Below are 16,178 nucleotides of genomic sequence, written 5' to 3'. Positions count from 1 at the left end.
TTATGCCTCCTTGCCTGTTACAATGATAACATTGTCGTCACTACCTTCAACAATTGTGTTGTCTTTTACAACCGCACCACTCATAACAATGGTCTTGTGAAGTACAACATTTTCTTCAATGATTGCATCCGGCATAATAACCGATTCTGTAATGGTTGAGTTCTTACCTATCTTAACTTTGGTTGAAATAATCGACTTCTTGACATTGCCTTCAATGATACAACCATCATTAATAAGTGAATTTTCAACATTTGCAGTCGGCGCTATAAACTGAGGCGGACTGATGGTATTGGCTGAATAAACGCGCCACGCCTTGTTAAATAAGTCCAAATCAGAGTTTCTATTTAAAAGATCCATATTGGCTTCCCATAAAGATTCTACAGTACCTACATCTCTCCAGTAACCTTCAAACTCATAAGCAAATATATCTGCATTATCTGAAAGAAGCTTCGGAATGATGTTTTTACCAAAGTCATTTTTCGATTCCAAGTTGGCTTCATCGTCTGTTAAAGCTTCTTTTAACAAAGACCAATTGAATATGTAAATCCCCATAGAAGCATTTGTTGATTTAGGATGTGCAGGTTTTTCTTCAAAATCATAGATTCTTCCACTTTCATCCGCACTTAAGATACCAAATCTTGTGGCTTCTTCCATAGTCACACCCTTAACAGCTATGGTTACTTCTGCCTTCTTCTTCTTATGATATTGAAGCATCTTTGAGTAATCCATATTGTAGATATGGTCACCTGACAAGATCAAAACATACTCAGGGTCATATCTTTCAATAAAGGATAAGTTTTCATATATAGCATTGGCAGTGCCCTTATACCATCTACCACCCAATTGATTGTAATAAGGCGGTAAAACTCTTACACCACCGTGTCTTCTATCTAAATCCCAAGGTGAACCAATACCGATATGTGTTGATAAAACATAAGGTTCATACTGGGTCAATACTCCTACTGTATCAATTTCCGAATTGGCACAATTGCTCAATGCAAAATCAATGATTCTATACTTGCCGCCAAATGGTACGGCAGGCTTTGCTATCTTATGTGTCAGGTCTTTTAATCTAGATCCCTGTCCACCAGCTAGGATCATTGCAATCATTTCTTTTTTATACATTCTCATCTCGTATCTCCTCTGTCTTTTCTATCTTGAAGTACATGGTCGCAAGTGGTGCAATATCAATTTGAATACTTTGCGGTCGACCGTGGGCTTGTTTCTTAACAGCTTTCACTCTTTGTTTAGAGCAAAATCCTGAGCCCCCGTACTTGACATCGTCTGTATTCAGCACCTCTATATAGTTACCCATATATGGCGCACCTAACTCAAAAGACTTATAAACTTCTGGTGTGAAATTACATACCACCAATATATTTTCTTTTTCTCCATTTCTGACAAATGAGATGATGCTTTGCTCATTGTTTGAATAGTCAATCCACTCAAATCCCTTGTATTGATCATCGTTGAAATAAAAGGCTTCTTCTTTTGTGTAGAAGTGGTTTAAGTCTTTAACACACAGTTCCATTTCTCTATGCTTATCGTAATCTCTTAAGAACCAATCGATGGGTCTTTCATAATCCCATTCAATAAACTGGCCAAGCTCACCACCCATAAATAAGAGCTTTTTACCTGGATAAGCATACATATAGCCATAGAACATTCTTAAGTTGGCAAACTTTTGCCAATAATCGCCCGGCATTTTATTAAGTAGTGACTTCTTGCCATGAACCACTTCATCATGAGAAAGTGGCAATATAAAGTTTTCTGTAAATGCATACATAACTGAAAATGTAATGGCCTTATGATTATTGTGACGGTCATGATAATCCATTTCCATGTATTCCAGCATATCGTTCATCCAACCCATGTTCCACTTAAAGTTAAAGCCCAAACCACCATCGTGGATAGGTGCTGTTACAAGAGGCCAAGCACTGGATTCTTCAGCCATCATCAAAACATCCGGATATCTAGCAAAGACCTCTTTGTTGAGTCTTTGAAGAAAATTAACGGCATCCTCGTTTACATGACTCTGATGTGTTGTATAGCCTTGATACAACATAAAGGCAACTGCATCAACCCTTAAGCCGTCTATATGAAACTTCTCCAAGAAAAACAAGGCATTTGAGATGAGAAATGACTGTACCTGTGTTTTTGCATAATCGAAGTTGGTTGTACCCCATAGTTCATTGTCAGCAAATGTTTTGTCAGAATGTTCGAACGTTTCAGTGCCATCAAATCGTCTAAGACCATGTTCATCATTACAGAAGTGACATGGTACCCAGTCCAAAAGCACACCTATACCAGCCTTATGACAGGCATCAACAAAACTCATAAAGTCTTTTGGCGTACCATACCTAGAAGTAATTGAAAAATAACCTGTTGCCTGATAACCCCACGAACCATCAAATGGATGTTCTGTTAAAGGCATGACCTCAATGTGGGTGTAACCCATTGACTTGATGTAAGGAATCAGTTTTTCCTCCATTTGACCATAGGTCATATAGCCTTCTTCATGATGGTCCCAAGAACCAAGATGTAGTTCATATATATTAAGCGGAGATTTGTAAGGACTTTTCTTCTTACGATTTCTCATCCAATTAGCGTCATTCCATTTATAACCCTTTAAATCATAGACTCGTGATGCTGTGTTTGGCTTTACTTCTGAAAAGAAGGCAAATGGATCAGCCTTTAATGTTACCTTATCCTGATAATCCATGACAGCATATTTGTATAAAGAAAACTCTTCTACTTCAGGCACAAAAGCATGCCACATGCCTGTATCTTCTACTGGCATCATGGGACACTCATGTATGTTCCAACCATTAAAGTCGCCAACCAAACTTACTTGTTTTGCTTTTGGTGCCCATACTGTAAACTCAACGCCTGATATGCCATCTCTTTTCCTAATATGTGCACCCAATACCTTGTAAGATTTAAAATTCTCACCCTTGTTGAATAAGTAAATATCCAACGCATTTCTTTTTAATAATCTTTTTACCATTTCCGCTCCTCTTTTTTTACTTATTATAACGCTTTTTCTTAATAAAAAAATGATGATTTTGTAAATATTTTGTGAAAATTCTGGGAAAACGTTCCCTATTTTTCCAGGCTTTTTTCCTTGTAAAAATGAAAAGGTTTGCCTAATAAAAAACTCCTCAAAGCGTGAATTTATGTCGCTTTTGATAAAAAACGCTCCAAATTAAAAATACCCAGTTTTCACTGGGTATAAGCATAAATTTTCTATTTACTGTAAATAACAACTTCATCAGTACCATCTACATCTTTTAGGTGAACCTTGACACTTTCCTTACTTGAAGTCGGTACGTTTTTACCAACATAATCAGGGCGTATAGGCAGCTCTCTATGGCCTCTGTCAACTAAAACAGCCAACTGAATGGTCAAGGGTCTTCCAATATCCATAACCGCATCTAAAGCAGCTCTAACAGTTCTACCTGTATAGAGTACATCATCTACTAAAACGATGTGTTTGTTCTTCACATCGAAACCTTTTAATGTTGATTCAAAAGTCTTCTTAAGGTCCTTTTCTTCCTGACTGATATCATCTCTGTATTTGGTGATATCCAAGGTAGCAACTGATACAGATTTACCTTCTATAACATTGATGCGTTCAGCAATTTTTTCTGCTAAAGGTACACCTCTAGAATGAATACCAACGATAATAACATCGTCTATACCTTTATTATGCTCTATGATTTCATGAGATATTCTCGTCATAGATCTTACCATTGCTTTGCCATCCATAATAAGGGCTTTAAATTGCATGAGGACCTCCTTCTACACCTTTGATTTTCTTAAACATTGTTTCAAATATTTCCGGCACTTCAGAATCAAACAAGACCTCTTCACCTGTGGAAGGATGAACAAATCCAAGCGTCTTTGCATGTAGCAGTTGACCTTCATGTTTGATTTTAGGCTTTTTCACACCATAAACAGGATCACCTAAAAGAGGATGACCGATATAAGCCATATGAACCCTAATCTGATGGGTTCTGCCTGTTTCTAACTGACACTCGATGTATGTGTAATTCTTAAACCTTTTGATCACCCTAAAATGCGTGGTCGCTTCCTTACCGTTTCTTTCATTAACAGCCATTTTCAAACGGTCTTTAGGACTCCTGCCGATAGGCGCCTTAACGGTCCCTGTTTCAGAAGAGATACAACCATGAACAATGGCAACGTACTTTCTAGTAATGCTGTGTTCTTTCAATTGGTCTGCAAGAGACTGATGTGCTTGATCTGTCTTTGCGATCATCAAAAGACCCGATGTGTCCTTGTCAATTCTATGAACAATACCAGGTCTTATCACCCCGTTGATTGACGACAGCTTCTCACTGTGAAACATGAGGGCATTAACCAAGGTACCTGTATAGTTGCCAGGTGCCGGATGAACAACCATGCCGACAGGCTTGTTGATAATCATCAAATCATCGTCTTCATAAACAATATCTATAGGGATGTCTTCTGCTAAGACTTCTAATTTCTCCGGTTCTGGCATGTTGATAACAATCACATCATCCACCTTAAGCTTTAACTTCTTTGAAGTCACTTCTTTATCGTTAACATAGACGCAGCCGTCTTCAATGATCTTTTGTACATAAGATCTTGATACATCAGCAAGTTCTGAAGCAATAATCGCGTCGATACGTTTGTTTTCTTTTACTATAAGTTCAATTCTTTCCATGATTCCTCCATTTTTTTCATTATACTCAAAAACCTTATACAATGGAAGAGCCCCCTTTAAACAAGTTAAGAGTCAGAGGTAACCTCTGACTCTAATTTTATAACTTCGTTACTTGTAGAGCTGTTTCGTGGCCATTTAACTTGTATGTTTCAAAGTCATTTGATTCTACAAGCGTAAGCTCTTTTGCAAGTGTTTCTTCCATGATGTATGCTTTGTGTACTTCTACAGCTTTTACGAAATCATCTGAAGAATTGTACTCAATTTTGATGTTGTCCATCATTTCAAAGTCATGAGACTTTCTTAACTGCTGAACTCTAGAAATCATTTCTCTTGCATAACCTTCCTGAATAAGTTCTTCACTTAAGTTAGTATCTAAGATGATGAATAAGTTGTTTTCCATTCTTACAGTGAAACCTTCTTTAGCAGAGATCGAAACCATAACAAGTTCATTGTTGATTTCAAAATTCTCGCCACCAAGATCAACTATTAATGTCTCACCAGCTTCTAGCTTCATAGCAGTTTCAAATGCATCCATTTGACCCAGTGCCTTACCTAACATGCCAACCTTCTTACCTAAGATAGGACCAGCCATTTTGAAGTTAGGCTTTAAAGTAAAGTTCATGTACTCACCTAAGTTTTCAACAAACTTAACTTCTTTTACGTTTAACTCTTCCATGATTAAATCTGAAAGGTCTTCAATGATAGCAGAATACTTACCATCTAACATAACATTAGCAATAGGTTGACGTACCTTAATCTTAACAGATTCTCTTGCCGCTCTACCTAATGTTACTAAAGACTTGATTAAGTCCATTCTCTCTTCAGTTCTTTCATCAATTAATGACTCATTCACTTCAGGATACATAGCTAAGTGAACAGATCTTTCACCTGTTAAGTTTCTATAGATCTCTTCAGTTAAGTATGGTGCAAATGGTGCTGCTAATTCACATACAGTCTTTAATACTTCATAAGTTGTATTGTATACTGCTTTTTTATCTTCAGATAACTCAGCATCCCAGAATCTTCTTCTAGATCTTCTGATGTACCAGTTTGATAAGTCTTCATTTACAAACTCTTGGATCGCTCTAACTACCTTAGTTGTATCAAATACATCCATAGCAGCACGCGCTTCCTTGATAACATTGTTAAGCTTTGATAATACCCATCTGTCAAGCTCAGGTCTGTCCTTAGGCTCAACGTAGAAATCTTTTACATCAATGCCATCTGTATTTGCATAAAGTGCAAAGAAATTATATACATTCTTAAGTGTACCAAAGAACTTAGATTTAACTTCCTGTACACCCTCTTCGTCAAACTTAGTTGGTGTCCAAGCTGGTGATACATAGTATAGGTACCATCTGATAACATCAGCACCGTACTTGTCAAATAACTCAAACGGATCAACACCGTTACCTCTAGACTTAGACATCTTCTTACCGAACTTATCTAAGATCAAATCGTTAACCAGTACATTCTTATAAGGTGACTGACCTTTTACAAATGTTGCGATAGCAAGTAGTGAATAGTACCAGCCTCTTGTTTGGTCAATACCTTCACAGATAAAGTCTGCAGGGAATAATGTATCAAACTTGTCTGCATTCTCAAATGGGTAGTGATGTTGCGCAAATGGCATAGCACCCGAGTCAAACCAGCAGTCAATTACTTCTGTTACTCTTGTCATAGTGCCGCCACACTTGTCACATTCAAAGTGTACACCATCTACATGTGGTCTATGAAGATCAATCGTTTCATCGATATCTTCAATAGCCTTTTCAACCAGCTCAGCTCTAGAACCTACTGAAACCTTATGGCCACAATCACATTTCCAAATTGGAAGTGGCGTACCCCAGTATCTCGATCTTGAGATAGCCCAGTCATTTAAGTTGTCTAACCAGTTACCGAAACGCTTAACACCTACATAGTCTGGGAACCAGTTAACACCATTGTTATTTTCAATTAATTGCTCTTTAAGACGTGTCATTTCAATGTACCAGCTAGGCTTAGCATAGTAAAGAAGTGGTGTCTTACATCTCCAACAGTGTGGATAGTTATGAAGCATTTTTTCTTTTTTATAAACTTGATTTCTTTCACCAAGATAGATAACGATATCTAAATCAGCATCCATAACAAACTTACCTGCCCAAGGTGTTTCGAAGAATTTACCATCTTCACCAACTGGTTGTAATACTGGTAAGTCATACTTTCTACCAACATTGTAGTCATCCTCACCAAATGCTGGTGCGATATGGACAATACCTGTACCATCTTCAGTAGTAACAAAGTCTGCAAGTGTTACATAGAAACCTTTTCTATCAGCCTTTACAAATGGTAACAACTGCTCGTACTCCATATGCTCAAGCTCAGTACCCTTCATTTCAGCAAGTACTTCATAATCATCACCTAAAACAGCATTCGCTAAAGTCTTTTCTACATAGTAAACTTCATCATTTTGCTTAACTCTTAAGTAATCATGTGTAGGATGTACAGCTAAGGCAACGTTTGATGGTAGTGTCCATGGTGTAGTTGTCCACACTAGGAAGTACTCATCTGCATCTACTCTTTTAAACTTTGCAACAACAGTTTGAGACTTGATTTCCTCATAACCTTGAGCAACCTCATGAGATGCAAGGCCCGTACCACAACGCGTACAGTAAGGTAGGATCTTATGTCCTTCATAAATATAATCTTGCTTGTTAAATTGGTCTAAAATCCACCAAACAGATTCAATGTAGTTGTTGTCTAATGTGATGTAAGGATTATCTAAATCAATTAAATAAGCCATACGCTCAGTCATATCTCTCCAAGAAGATTCATATTCAAATACTGATTCACGACACTTGTCATTGAAGTTGGCTAAACCATAATCTTCAATTTCAGTCTTGTTGTTAAGATTTAAACGCTTTTCTACTTCAATCTCAACTGGTAGACCATGTGTATCCCAACCTGCTTTTCTCTTAACTCTGTATCCATTCATTGTCTTGTATCTACAAACCGAGTCTTTTAAAGCTCTTGAGATAACATGATGAATGCCTGGCTTACCATTTGCTGTTGGCGGGCCATCATAAAAAACAAAATTCTTTTCTTCTGGTCTTTCCTCTACACTTAGATGTAGAAGATCGATATCATTCCAATATTTCGAGATCTCTTTTTCCGTTTCAAAGATCTTCTTATCAGAAAGTTCATTATACTTCATACTTTCACTCCTTTATATCTTTCGCTTTATTATTTTATCAAGAAATGCATATAAAAAATCCCCTGACAAAAGTCAAGGGACGAATCATTCCGCGGTACCACCCAAGTTGCATAAAGCCTCTTCATTAAATGATAACGGTATTAAACCGGAAAGAACTACTGACTTCATCCTTTCTGCTCTGAAGTGATCAGATAGTAAATACACCCCCGGTTCACACCAACCACCGGTTCTCTTTAGGCAATCTTTAATACCACTCTTCATCAACGCATATAATACTAGCATTATAACTGAAATTTCTTTTAGCGTCAATACCGTGTTTTAAATCTTCTGAAAGTCAAAATTACTCATGTTCTTCTACATTCAAACGGTCTAAAACATCAATTTGCTCTCTAAGAATATACTGGTACTTTTCTTTAAAGTCCATGTAACCCTTTTTAAGGTCTTCAGTAGCATCTAGTATGTCTTTGTATTGCTGCTTGGCTTGTTCAATGTTCTTGTCAGCATCCTCTTTGGCACGTCTTCTGGTCTCAGAAGCTTCATCTTCAGCAATCTTCATCACCTTAGTCGCTTCAGCTTCAGCCGCAGAGACAATCTTTTTAGCCTCTGCGTCTGCTTTTTTCTTAACATCAGACGCTGCAATTTGAGCAACTAATAAAGCATCTTTAAGAGATTCCTCTTGTAACTGATAATCTGTTAACTTTTTTTCCGTATCTACAATCTGTGTTTTTAAATAGTCAAACTCCCTAATCACAGATTCTAAATGATCAGAAACCTTTTCCAAATAATCATCTACTTCAGCCTTGTTGTAGCCATTTAGAGCTTTGGTAAATGTTTTGCCTGCTATGTCATTTGGTGTTAACATGATTGCCCCCTTAAATATACTTTTTTATTTGAATCTTATAGCGTTCTTTTTTGCTTAGACCATTAACCTTTTCTAGTTTAATTCTACCCTTACCCTTAAGAGATATCAAGTCACCTTCTGAAAGCTCTTTAGAAGTTTGCTGGATATAGTTGTGGTTTAACTTAACACGGTCTGCCTTGATATAGTCTACAGCCTTAGACCGAGATATATTATAACCACTGGCAATAACAGCATCGAGTCTTAAGCTCTTTACAGTAGAAAAAATCATCTGAAAGTCTTGAGCTTTTTCTATCATCTGGTCTTTTTCTACAATAGACGTTTTAACATTAACACGGCCTACTTTTGATAGATGACTGGTTAAAAAAGAGGCTATGTTTTCAGAAGTCATGATCTGAACCCTGCCCTCTGTCAACAAGATATCGCCTATCACTTCCCTTTTTAAGCCAAGTCCTAAAACAGCACCCAAAACGTCTCTGTGGCCTACGGTCCCGTATTTAGGGTCATATACCAAGTCTACAATCCATATCATTTTAGGTATCTCTGTCATATAATCAGGATAAAGGGCCAGTCTTTTATATTCAGCCTCGTCATAACCACCATCTAGACTGTAAGCCACATCCATAAAATGATGGACAATATATTCTACATAGTGATGTAAATCAGGTGATAAGAAATCACTTATCACCTCTTCATAATACTTATCCACTTGACTGGCCATATCTATGATCCTTTTAAGTTTTGGAACCTGTTCAGGATCATAAATCTTCAGTTTAGATAAAATCTCTTCTTTATTCATTAGAAAATTGCACGAACCAATTCTTGTAACACAATTAGAATCAAGTAAGTTACGATGAATGAGAAATCAATCATACCACCACCAAGTCCCATCTTGTGTAGGAAATTTCTAATCGGTGAAATCATAGGTTCTGTTACTTCAAATAAAAATCTTACAATCGGGTTTGATAGATCTCGTACAAACCACGACAGTATCGCTCTTGCAAACATCAAGAACATCATTACACTTAAAAACGTGTACAACACGCTACCAATAATAGCCATATTATTTTCTCCAATCAAATGTCTTATCTGCTTCTATGCTCTCTGTTTTTTCTGCATCTAAAGTTACATTGTTAGGTGCTAAGATAAAGATTTCTTTAGAGATTTTTCTCATTTCACCATCTAATGCACAGATTGCACCAGAGCAGAAGTTAAATATTTTTCTAGCTAGTTCTACTTCTACTTCTTCTAAATTCACCACTACCGGCTTTTTAGACTTTAAATTCTTTACAATTTGCTCAGCATCTGAATACTGAGTTGGCTTATAAACGATTACTTTTAATTGATTTTGATTATTTTTAATATCCACTAGATTTGTCCTCGGCTTCACATAAGAGTCCGTAATGATGTTACGATCCTCATTCCTTACAATCGGTGTTACAGTATCATCTTTTTCTTCTACTACTTCTTCTACTTCTTGATCCTCTTCATACTCGTCTTCATCACCCATAACGAAGTATTTCATCTTTTTCCAAATGTTATCAGACATAGCCTCTCCTTATTTATATGTTCTCTTTCCATAAACACCTGTGCCTACTCTAAGGAGAGTCGCACCTTCTTCAATAGCCACTTCAAAATCATTTGTCATGCCCATTGATAAGTGTTTCAATTCTAATCTCTCATGTCTATTTGCCTTCAGTTCATCGAACAAATTCTTCATAGACTTAAAATAGTCTCGAACCTCTTCTGGATCTGAAACAAAAGGTGCTATAAACATAAGACCTTCAACTTTCACATGTTCAAGCTTTAAAATCTCATCTAAGAGTGACTTGACTTCATCCGAGTCTACACCAAACTTCTGAGCTTCATTAGCCATATCTACTTGTAAAAGTATCGACATGATTTTATCATGCTTTTCAGCACGTTTGCTGATTTCCTCAGCCAATCTATAAGAATCGACAGAATGAATCAAATCAACTTTATCGATGATGTATTTAACCTTGTTGGTCTGTAAATGACCAATCAAATGCCATTTGGCAGCTTTAACATCATCGTATTTTCTCCTGATCTCTTGGACCCTGTTTTCACCTAAATCTGTTACACCAAAATCAATCGATGCGTTCATCACATCTGCTTCCACCGTTTTAGAGACAGCAATCAATTGTACTTCCGACCTGTCCCTGCCTGCACGCTTACAAGCCGCCTGAATTCTCTCTTCAACTTCATCTAAGTTATTTTTAATGTACTCCATCTTAACCTCTAATCTATTACATCACCCGGTTGATAGTTGGCTCCGTTAACAAGAACCTTGTCAGACAAGCCCACCGTATCTATCCTGGTGTTTTTCCCATCAACAAACTCGTAAAAAGCATCTTCTTTTACAACAACCGTATCGCCTTGTCGAACGATAATCTTAACTGGTTTAAAGGAGATATTCTTATATCTATCCACTACCAAAACACCTGCCTGACCGTCAATGGTCACAATGGATGACGATTTAACAATCAAACCATTATGTGTATCTTGTGTAATTGAGACATCAAGAAATCTTTCCTTGTAAAAATCTTCTATATAAGATTCCACTTTAATAGCAATGGCTACCTTTGAAGTGGTAGGAATCATCTCTGCTATATAACCAGAGACCTTTTGATTGCCTACTTCAAGAATCAGATCTTCACTGATGTCATATAAGTTTTGCTCGCCTCTTTCTACTAAGATGATCAGATAATAATAAGAATCATCGATGATCTTACAAAGAACATCACCAGACTGGACTGCACTTTGTACAGAAGTTCTTGCTTCTATGTCCAGGTTGAGAATTTCTTCTAAATCAATCTGCATCACTTCTGCATAAGTCAGTTCCTGCTCGTAACCATCTACGTAGTATGTTAAAATACCTGCAAGTGGCGTTTCAATGGGTTGAGACTCGCCAACAGCCAGTTCACCACCGCCAACTTCGGTTTCGTTGTATGTTTCTTCTAATGCCCCATCTTCCATCATACGACGCCTCTCTATCTTGGCTTCAAGTTCCAAGGATAAAGAACCAACAGCATCATAATCTTTTTTATGGATTAAATCAGCAATCTCTTTTTTCAGTTCAGTAATTTCACCATCTATCTGTTCTAAATTGTACCTGGTAATTTCAGTTTCATTCACGACAGAAGCAACCAAACCCTCAACTTCTTCTTCTGCGCTTTTGGTTATGTCCATGATCCTCTGACCACGTTTAACTTTTTCACCATCATCTGCAATTTGAACCAATGTACCTGAACTAGAAGATTTCAAGACATGTTCTTTTCTAACAACTATTGCTTTAAAAGACTGTCTAATATCAATTTCATCATATTCCAGCACATAGGTAGGATCCTCTTTAGAAAAGTTTCCATCAATGATCAAATAAATACCAAATCCTATAGCGATCACTAAAACTAGCAGTCTAAGAACACCCTTTATCTTTATCCTTGATCTCCGTCTAGTTTTAGCCATTCATTACTCCCAAATGGTTTCTTTTGTAACTTCTTCCATCTCATGTTTTCTTGCTCTTAACATCAGATTTTTAACTGCTTGTTTGGCGTCAGCCTCTTCATATAGAACCGCATAGAGTTCATCTACAATCGGCATTTCTACACCTAGCTTTTTAGAAAGATCATAAGCTGCCTTTGTTGCATAAATACCTTCTACAACCATGCCTACTTTTTCTTCCGCTTCTTTTCTAGACAAACCCTCACCAATCATGATACCACAGCGTCTATTTCTAGAATGCATAGAAGTACAAGTAACAATTAAGTCACCTACACCAGACAAACCTGTGAAGGTATCTACTTTAGCACCTAGTTTAATACCAAGACGCGTAATCTCTCTGATACCTCTTGTCATAAGTGCAGCTTTGGCATTGTCACCAAAACCCATGCCATCTGTAATACCAGCTGCTAGGGCTATGATGTTTTTAAGGGCACCACCCAGTTCAACGCCAACCACATCTGGGTTGGTATAAACTCTTAAGTAATCTGTAGAAAACAAATCTTGTATACACTCTGCTACTTCCTTAGATGTAGAAGCAGAAACCAAAGTTGTCGGAAGTCTATGACTCACCTCTTCTGCATGAGAAGGTCCTGACAGACAAACAAAAGGATTGTTCGGCTTAAACTCAGCAATCACTTCAGAAATTCTTAACAAAGAACCATTTTCTATACCCTTAGCCACATTGACGATAATTGTCTTATCATCCATGTAAGCACCATGACTTTCCATAACAGACCTATAAGCCTGAGAAGCAACAGCAATAACTAAAACATCTGCACCAGCCAAACAATATTCTATATCACTTGTCGGCTCAATATTATCTGGAATAACCACACCACCTAGATACTTATCATTTCTTCTAGTGGTTTTCATAGCTTCTATATGTTCAGGATTGATATCCCATATTTTAACTTCATGACCGTTATCAGCAACAACTATAGAAAGAGCTGTTCCCCACGAACCGGCACCTATAAAAGATACTTTCATTTTTATCACCTTTCTTATTAGATATACAAATAAATTATAACATATGTAAACATCCTATTCCACATATGTCTAAACTCTTTAGAAAATGATTATATCTATTTTAAAAGTCATATCTTATATGAAGAAAAAATAAAAAGGGACCTATAAAGATCCCTAATTTACTAGTCAAACATAGTTGAATTCTTTTGACGCACCTTCATAACAATTGGTGTACCCTCGAATACAAAGTTCTTTCTTATTTGGTTTTCTAAATATCTCATATAAGAGAAGTGTGCCAGCTCACGGTCATTTACAAAGGTTACAAATGTCGGTGGTTTAACCGATGATTGTGTCATATAGTAAATCTTCAAACGTTTACCCTTGTCAGAAGGTGGTTGATTCAGCATAATTGCCTCATTGATGATATCATTAAGAAGACCTGTCGAAACTCTAAGCGCTCTCTGGTTGGATACATGCATCACCATCTCAAGAAGCTTATCTAATCGCTGCTTGGTTAAGGCAGATACAAACATAATCGGTGCATAAGTCATAAAGGCAAGCTCTTCTCTTACAAGCTTTTCAAATTCCTTGTAAGTATAATTGTCTTTTTCAACTAAGTCCCACTTGTTTACCGCTACTATGATACCTCTACCCGCTTCATGTGCATAACCAGCAACCTTCTTGTCCTGTTCAGTGACACCAACTGTTGCATCTATTACAACCACGCAGACATCTGATCTTTCAATAGCAGCTAAAGCACGAAGCACTGAGTATCTTTCAATGTTTTCATTGACTCTCGACTTTCTTCTAAGACCAGCTGTATCAATAAGTGTAAACTTATTACCATGTCTTTCAAATGGCGTATCAATGGCGTCACGCGTTGTACCCGCTACATCGGATACAATCACTCTATTTTCACCAACAAATGAATTTACAAGACTTGACTTACCAGCATTCGGCTTACCAATTAAAGCCACCTTAATGATGTCATCGTCTTCTTCAACCTCTTCAATGTCTTTGAAGTGGTCAACAATAACATCTAATAAGTCACCGATGTTTAAGGCATTTACTGATGAAATCGGAATAGGTTCACCTAAACCTAAATTGTAAAAATCATAAATGGTATCTGGTACATCTGAGTTGTCAATCTTGTTTACAGCTAAGATAATCGGCTTTTTAGCACGTCTTAACATCATGGCAATTTCCTCATCTGCAGATGTGTAATCTACACGACCATCTACCATGAAAACAATGACATCTGCTGTGTCAATGGCAACTTGTGCTTGGTCTCTCATCTGAGATAAAATTACATCCGTTGATGCAGGTTCTATACCACCTGTATCAATCATAACAAACTCATTATCCAACCAAGAAACATCAGCATAGATTCTGTCTCTTGTTACGCCAGGCGTATCTTCTACAATAGAAATTCTTCTGCCGGCTATTCTATTAAAAAACGTTGATTTACCAACATTCGGTCGTCCTACAACTGCTACTATCGGCTTCATGTTTACCTCCCTAATATTCGATCAAGAAAATCCTGCCCTTCAACTTTAATGACCTGGACTTTTCTATCTACTCTTTCTTCAAATTCATCTAATGTGACATTATCTAAGAAGATGGCTTCGCCAGTTCTTAACATAACATCAGGTATGATGATCTGTTCATTTAACTCATGTTTTTTTGCTTCTTTTAAAAGATCTTCTGCCGTCAAAAGACCAGCGACTGTAATTGTGTGACCATAGAAGTCATTTAAGACCTTAACAACCTCAACATTTACATCGTACTTTTCTTTAATCTTAGCAACCATATCACTGATAAATTCAAAGGCCGATGCACCCGTTAAAATAGTCGACGACGGCAAGTCTGTCAAGTCATAATCACCTTTTAAAGCTTGTTCAAGCTCATACTCAAACTTCTTCATAAGACCAACACCATTTTCTATCTGTATGAAACCTTCATAGGCTTCATAAGATGGAAATTCTTTTTCAGCCAAGATGTAAAACTCGTCTGATAAAAAGGCGAATCTTGAGCCAGTTTCTAAAAAGACTTCTTGAAGTTTTTCAACCTGTTCAATGGTTTCTTTTGCCATCTTGGAATCGAAAATGGTAAGCGGTGCTAAGCCATCTCTGTATTTAGTAATACCCACTGGTACAATGGCTACACTATGAAGAGAACCTAAAGCATATAAATCTCTTAAAGTTTCTTCTAAAACAGGGCCATCATTGTAACCTGGGCATAAAACAATCTGTCCATTAATTTCTATATCATGCTCAGTTAAGTATTTTAAACGATCTAATACATCACCTGCAAAGCGGTTGTTAAGCATCCTTCTTCTCACATCAGGATTGGTTGCATGAATGGAAACATTTAAGGGACTGATTCTATATTCTACAACACGCTCCAAATCTCTTTGTTTCATGTTGGTTAAAGTTACGAAGTTACCTTGTAAAAATGACAGTCTTGAATCATCATCTTTAAAGTAAAGCGTCTCACGCATGCCCTTAGGGTTCTGATCGATAAAGCAAAAAACACAGTTGTTAGAACAGTGGTTGGCCTTATCCATAATTGGATTTTCAAACTCAACCCCCAGCTCTTCGTAGTAGTCCTTATCAATTTCTAAAAGCCAAACTTCGCCATTTACTTTCTCTACTTCTACTTCTACATATTCGTCCGCTAATAAATAGAAGTAATCAATGATATCATCCACATCTTTACCATTGATTTTAGTGACTCTATCACCAATTTCAAGACCCAGCTCTTCAGCAATGGAGTCTTTCTCTATTAAAATAATCTTATTTTTATCTTTAATTGAATAATTTTTTTCCATAAGTCACCTCTTCAACATTTCAATGATACTAGGATATCATGTATTCGTCAAGGAAAAGAATGTCTAATAAAAAGAAAACCATCACAAAATGGTTTAGTGA

Annotated in this window: 14 protein-coding genes and 1 other annotated feature; all 14 genes read right to left on the bottom strand. The window is 37.0% G+C overall.

Annotation, left to right across the window (positions count from 1 at the left end; genetic code table 11):
• A complete protein-coding gene (locus EZV73_RS22020; RefSeq protein ID WP_330637186.1) occupies positions 1–1,131 on the bottom strand; it encodes a glucose-1-phosphate adenylyltransferase in 1,131 nt (376 codons plus the stop codon).
• Positions 1,118–3,007 carry a 1,4-alpha-glucan branching protein GlgB gene (glgB, locus tag EZV73_RS22015; RefSeq protein WP_240842601.1) on the bottom strand — a complete coding sequence of 630 codons (1,890 nt, stop codon included), beginning with the start codon at positions 3,005–3,007 and terminating at the stop codon, positions 1,118–1,120. Before glgB ends, EZV73_RS22020 begins: the two co-directional genes overlap by 14 nt.
• A gap of 239 nt (positions 3,008–3,246) precedes the next feature.
• The gene (gene pyrR / locus EZV73_RS22010) at positions 3,247–3,789 is read right to left on the bottom strand and encodes a bifunctional pyr operon transcriptional regulator/uracil phosphoribosyltransferase PyrR (RefSeq protein WP_240842600.1); all 543 of its coding nucleotides are present in this window, start codon (positions 3,787–3,789) and stop codon (positions 3,247–3,249) included.
• Positions 3,779–4,708 carry an RluA family pseudouridine synthase gene (locus EZV73_RS22005; protein WP_240842599.1) on the bottom strand — a complete coding sequence of 310 codons (930 nt, stop codon included), beginning with the start codon at positions 4,706–4,708 and terminating at the stop codon, positions 3,779–3,781. Before EZV73_RS22005 ends, pyrR begins: the two co-directional genes overlap by 11 nt.
• A 97-nt stretch (positions 4,709–4,805) precedes the next feature.
• Entirely contained in the window at positions 4,806–7,901 is a 3,096-nt protein-coding gene (gene ileS, locus EZV73_RS22000; RefSeq protein WP_240842598.1) for an isoleucine--tRNA ligase, read from the bottom strand.
• A 72-nt stretch (positions 7,902–7,973) separates the two neighbouring features.
• Positions 7,974–8,174: a binding site (T-box leader), on the bottom strand.
• Positions 8,175–8,241: 67 nt separating this feature from the next.
• Positions 8,242–8,763 (bottom strand): DivIVA domain-containing protein, encoded by a 522-nt coding sequence (locus EZV73_RS21995; RefSeq protein WP_240842597.1) that lies wholly within the window; start codon positions 8,761–8,763, stop codon positions 8,242–8,244.
• A gap of 10 nt (positions 8,764–8,773) precedes the next feature.
• Positions 8,774–9,559, bottom strand: coding sequence for an RNA-binding protein (locus EZV73_RS21990; RefSeq protein ID WP_240842596.1), 786 nt, complete (start codon positions 9,557–9,559; stop codon positions 8,774–8,776).
• Positions 9,559–9,822, bottom strand: coding sequence for a YggT family protein (locus tag EZV73_RS21985; protein ID WP_240842595.1), 264 nt, complete (start codon positions 9,820–9,822; stop codon positions 9,559–9,561). The genes EZV73_RS21990 and EZV73_RS21985 overlap by 1 nt, the downstream gene beginning before the upstream one ends.
• A gap of 1 nt (position 9,823) precedes the next feature.
• Positions 9,824–10,309, bottom strand: coding sequence for a cell division protein SepF (locus tag EZV73_RS21980; protein WP_240842594.1), 486 nt, complete (start codon positions 10,307–10,309; stop codon positions 9,824–9,826).
• 9 nt (positions 10,310–10,318) lie between these two features.
• Positions 10,319–11,011, bottom strand: a complete 693-nt coding sequence (locus EZV73_RS21975) for a YggS family pyridoxal phosphate-dependent enzyme (RefSeq protein ID WP_240842593.1) — start codon at positions 11,009–11,011, stop codon at positions 10,319–10,321.
• Positions 11,012–11,019: 8 nt separating this feature from the next.
• Entirely contained in the window at positions 11,020–12,246 is a 1,227-nt protein-coding gene (locus tag EZV73_RS21970) for an HlyD family efflux transporter periplasmic adaptor subunit (protein ID WP_240842592.1), read from the bottom strand.
• 3 nt (positions 12,247–12,249) lie between these two features.
• Positions 12,250–13,269, bottom strand: coding sequence for an NAD(P)H-dependent glycerol-3-phosphate dehydrogenase (locus EZV73_RS21965; RefSeq protein WP_240842591.1), 1,020 nt, complete (start codon positions 13,267–13,269; stop codon positions 12,250–12,252).
• A 161-nt stretch (positions 13,270–13,430) separates the two neighbouring features.
• A complete protein-coding gene (gene der, locus EZV73_RS21960) occupies positions 13,431–14,756 on the bottom strand; it encodes a ribosome biogenesis GTPase Der (protein ID WP_240842590.1) in 1,326 nt (441 codons plus the stop codon).
• A 2-nt stretch (positions 14,757–14,758) separates the two neighbouring features.
• Positions 14,759–16,078 carry a DUF512 domain-containing protein gene (locus tag EZV73_RS21955; RefSeq protein WP_240842589.1) on the bottom strand — a complete coding sequence of 440 codons (1,320 nt, stop codon included), beginning with the start codon at positions 16,076–16,078 and terminating at the stop codon, positions 14,759–14,761.
• Between the last annotated feature and the right edge of the window lie 100 nt (positions 16,079–16,178).

This window comes from Acidaminobacter sp. JC074 (genome assembly GCF_022496765.1).
Lineage (GTDB): Bacteria > Bacillota > Clostridia > Peptostreptococcales > Acidaminobacteraceae > JABXKX01.
The sequence above is the reverse complement of the archived record's forward strand: the minus strand, read 5'-3'. Positions and strand labels throughout refer to the sequence as shown.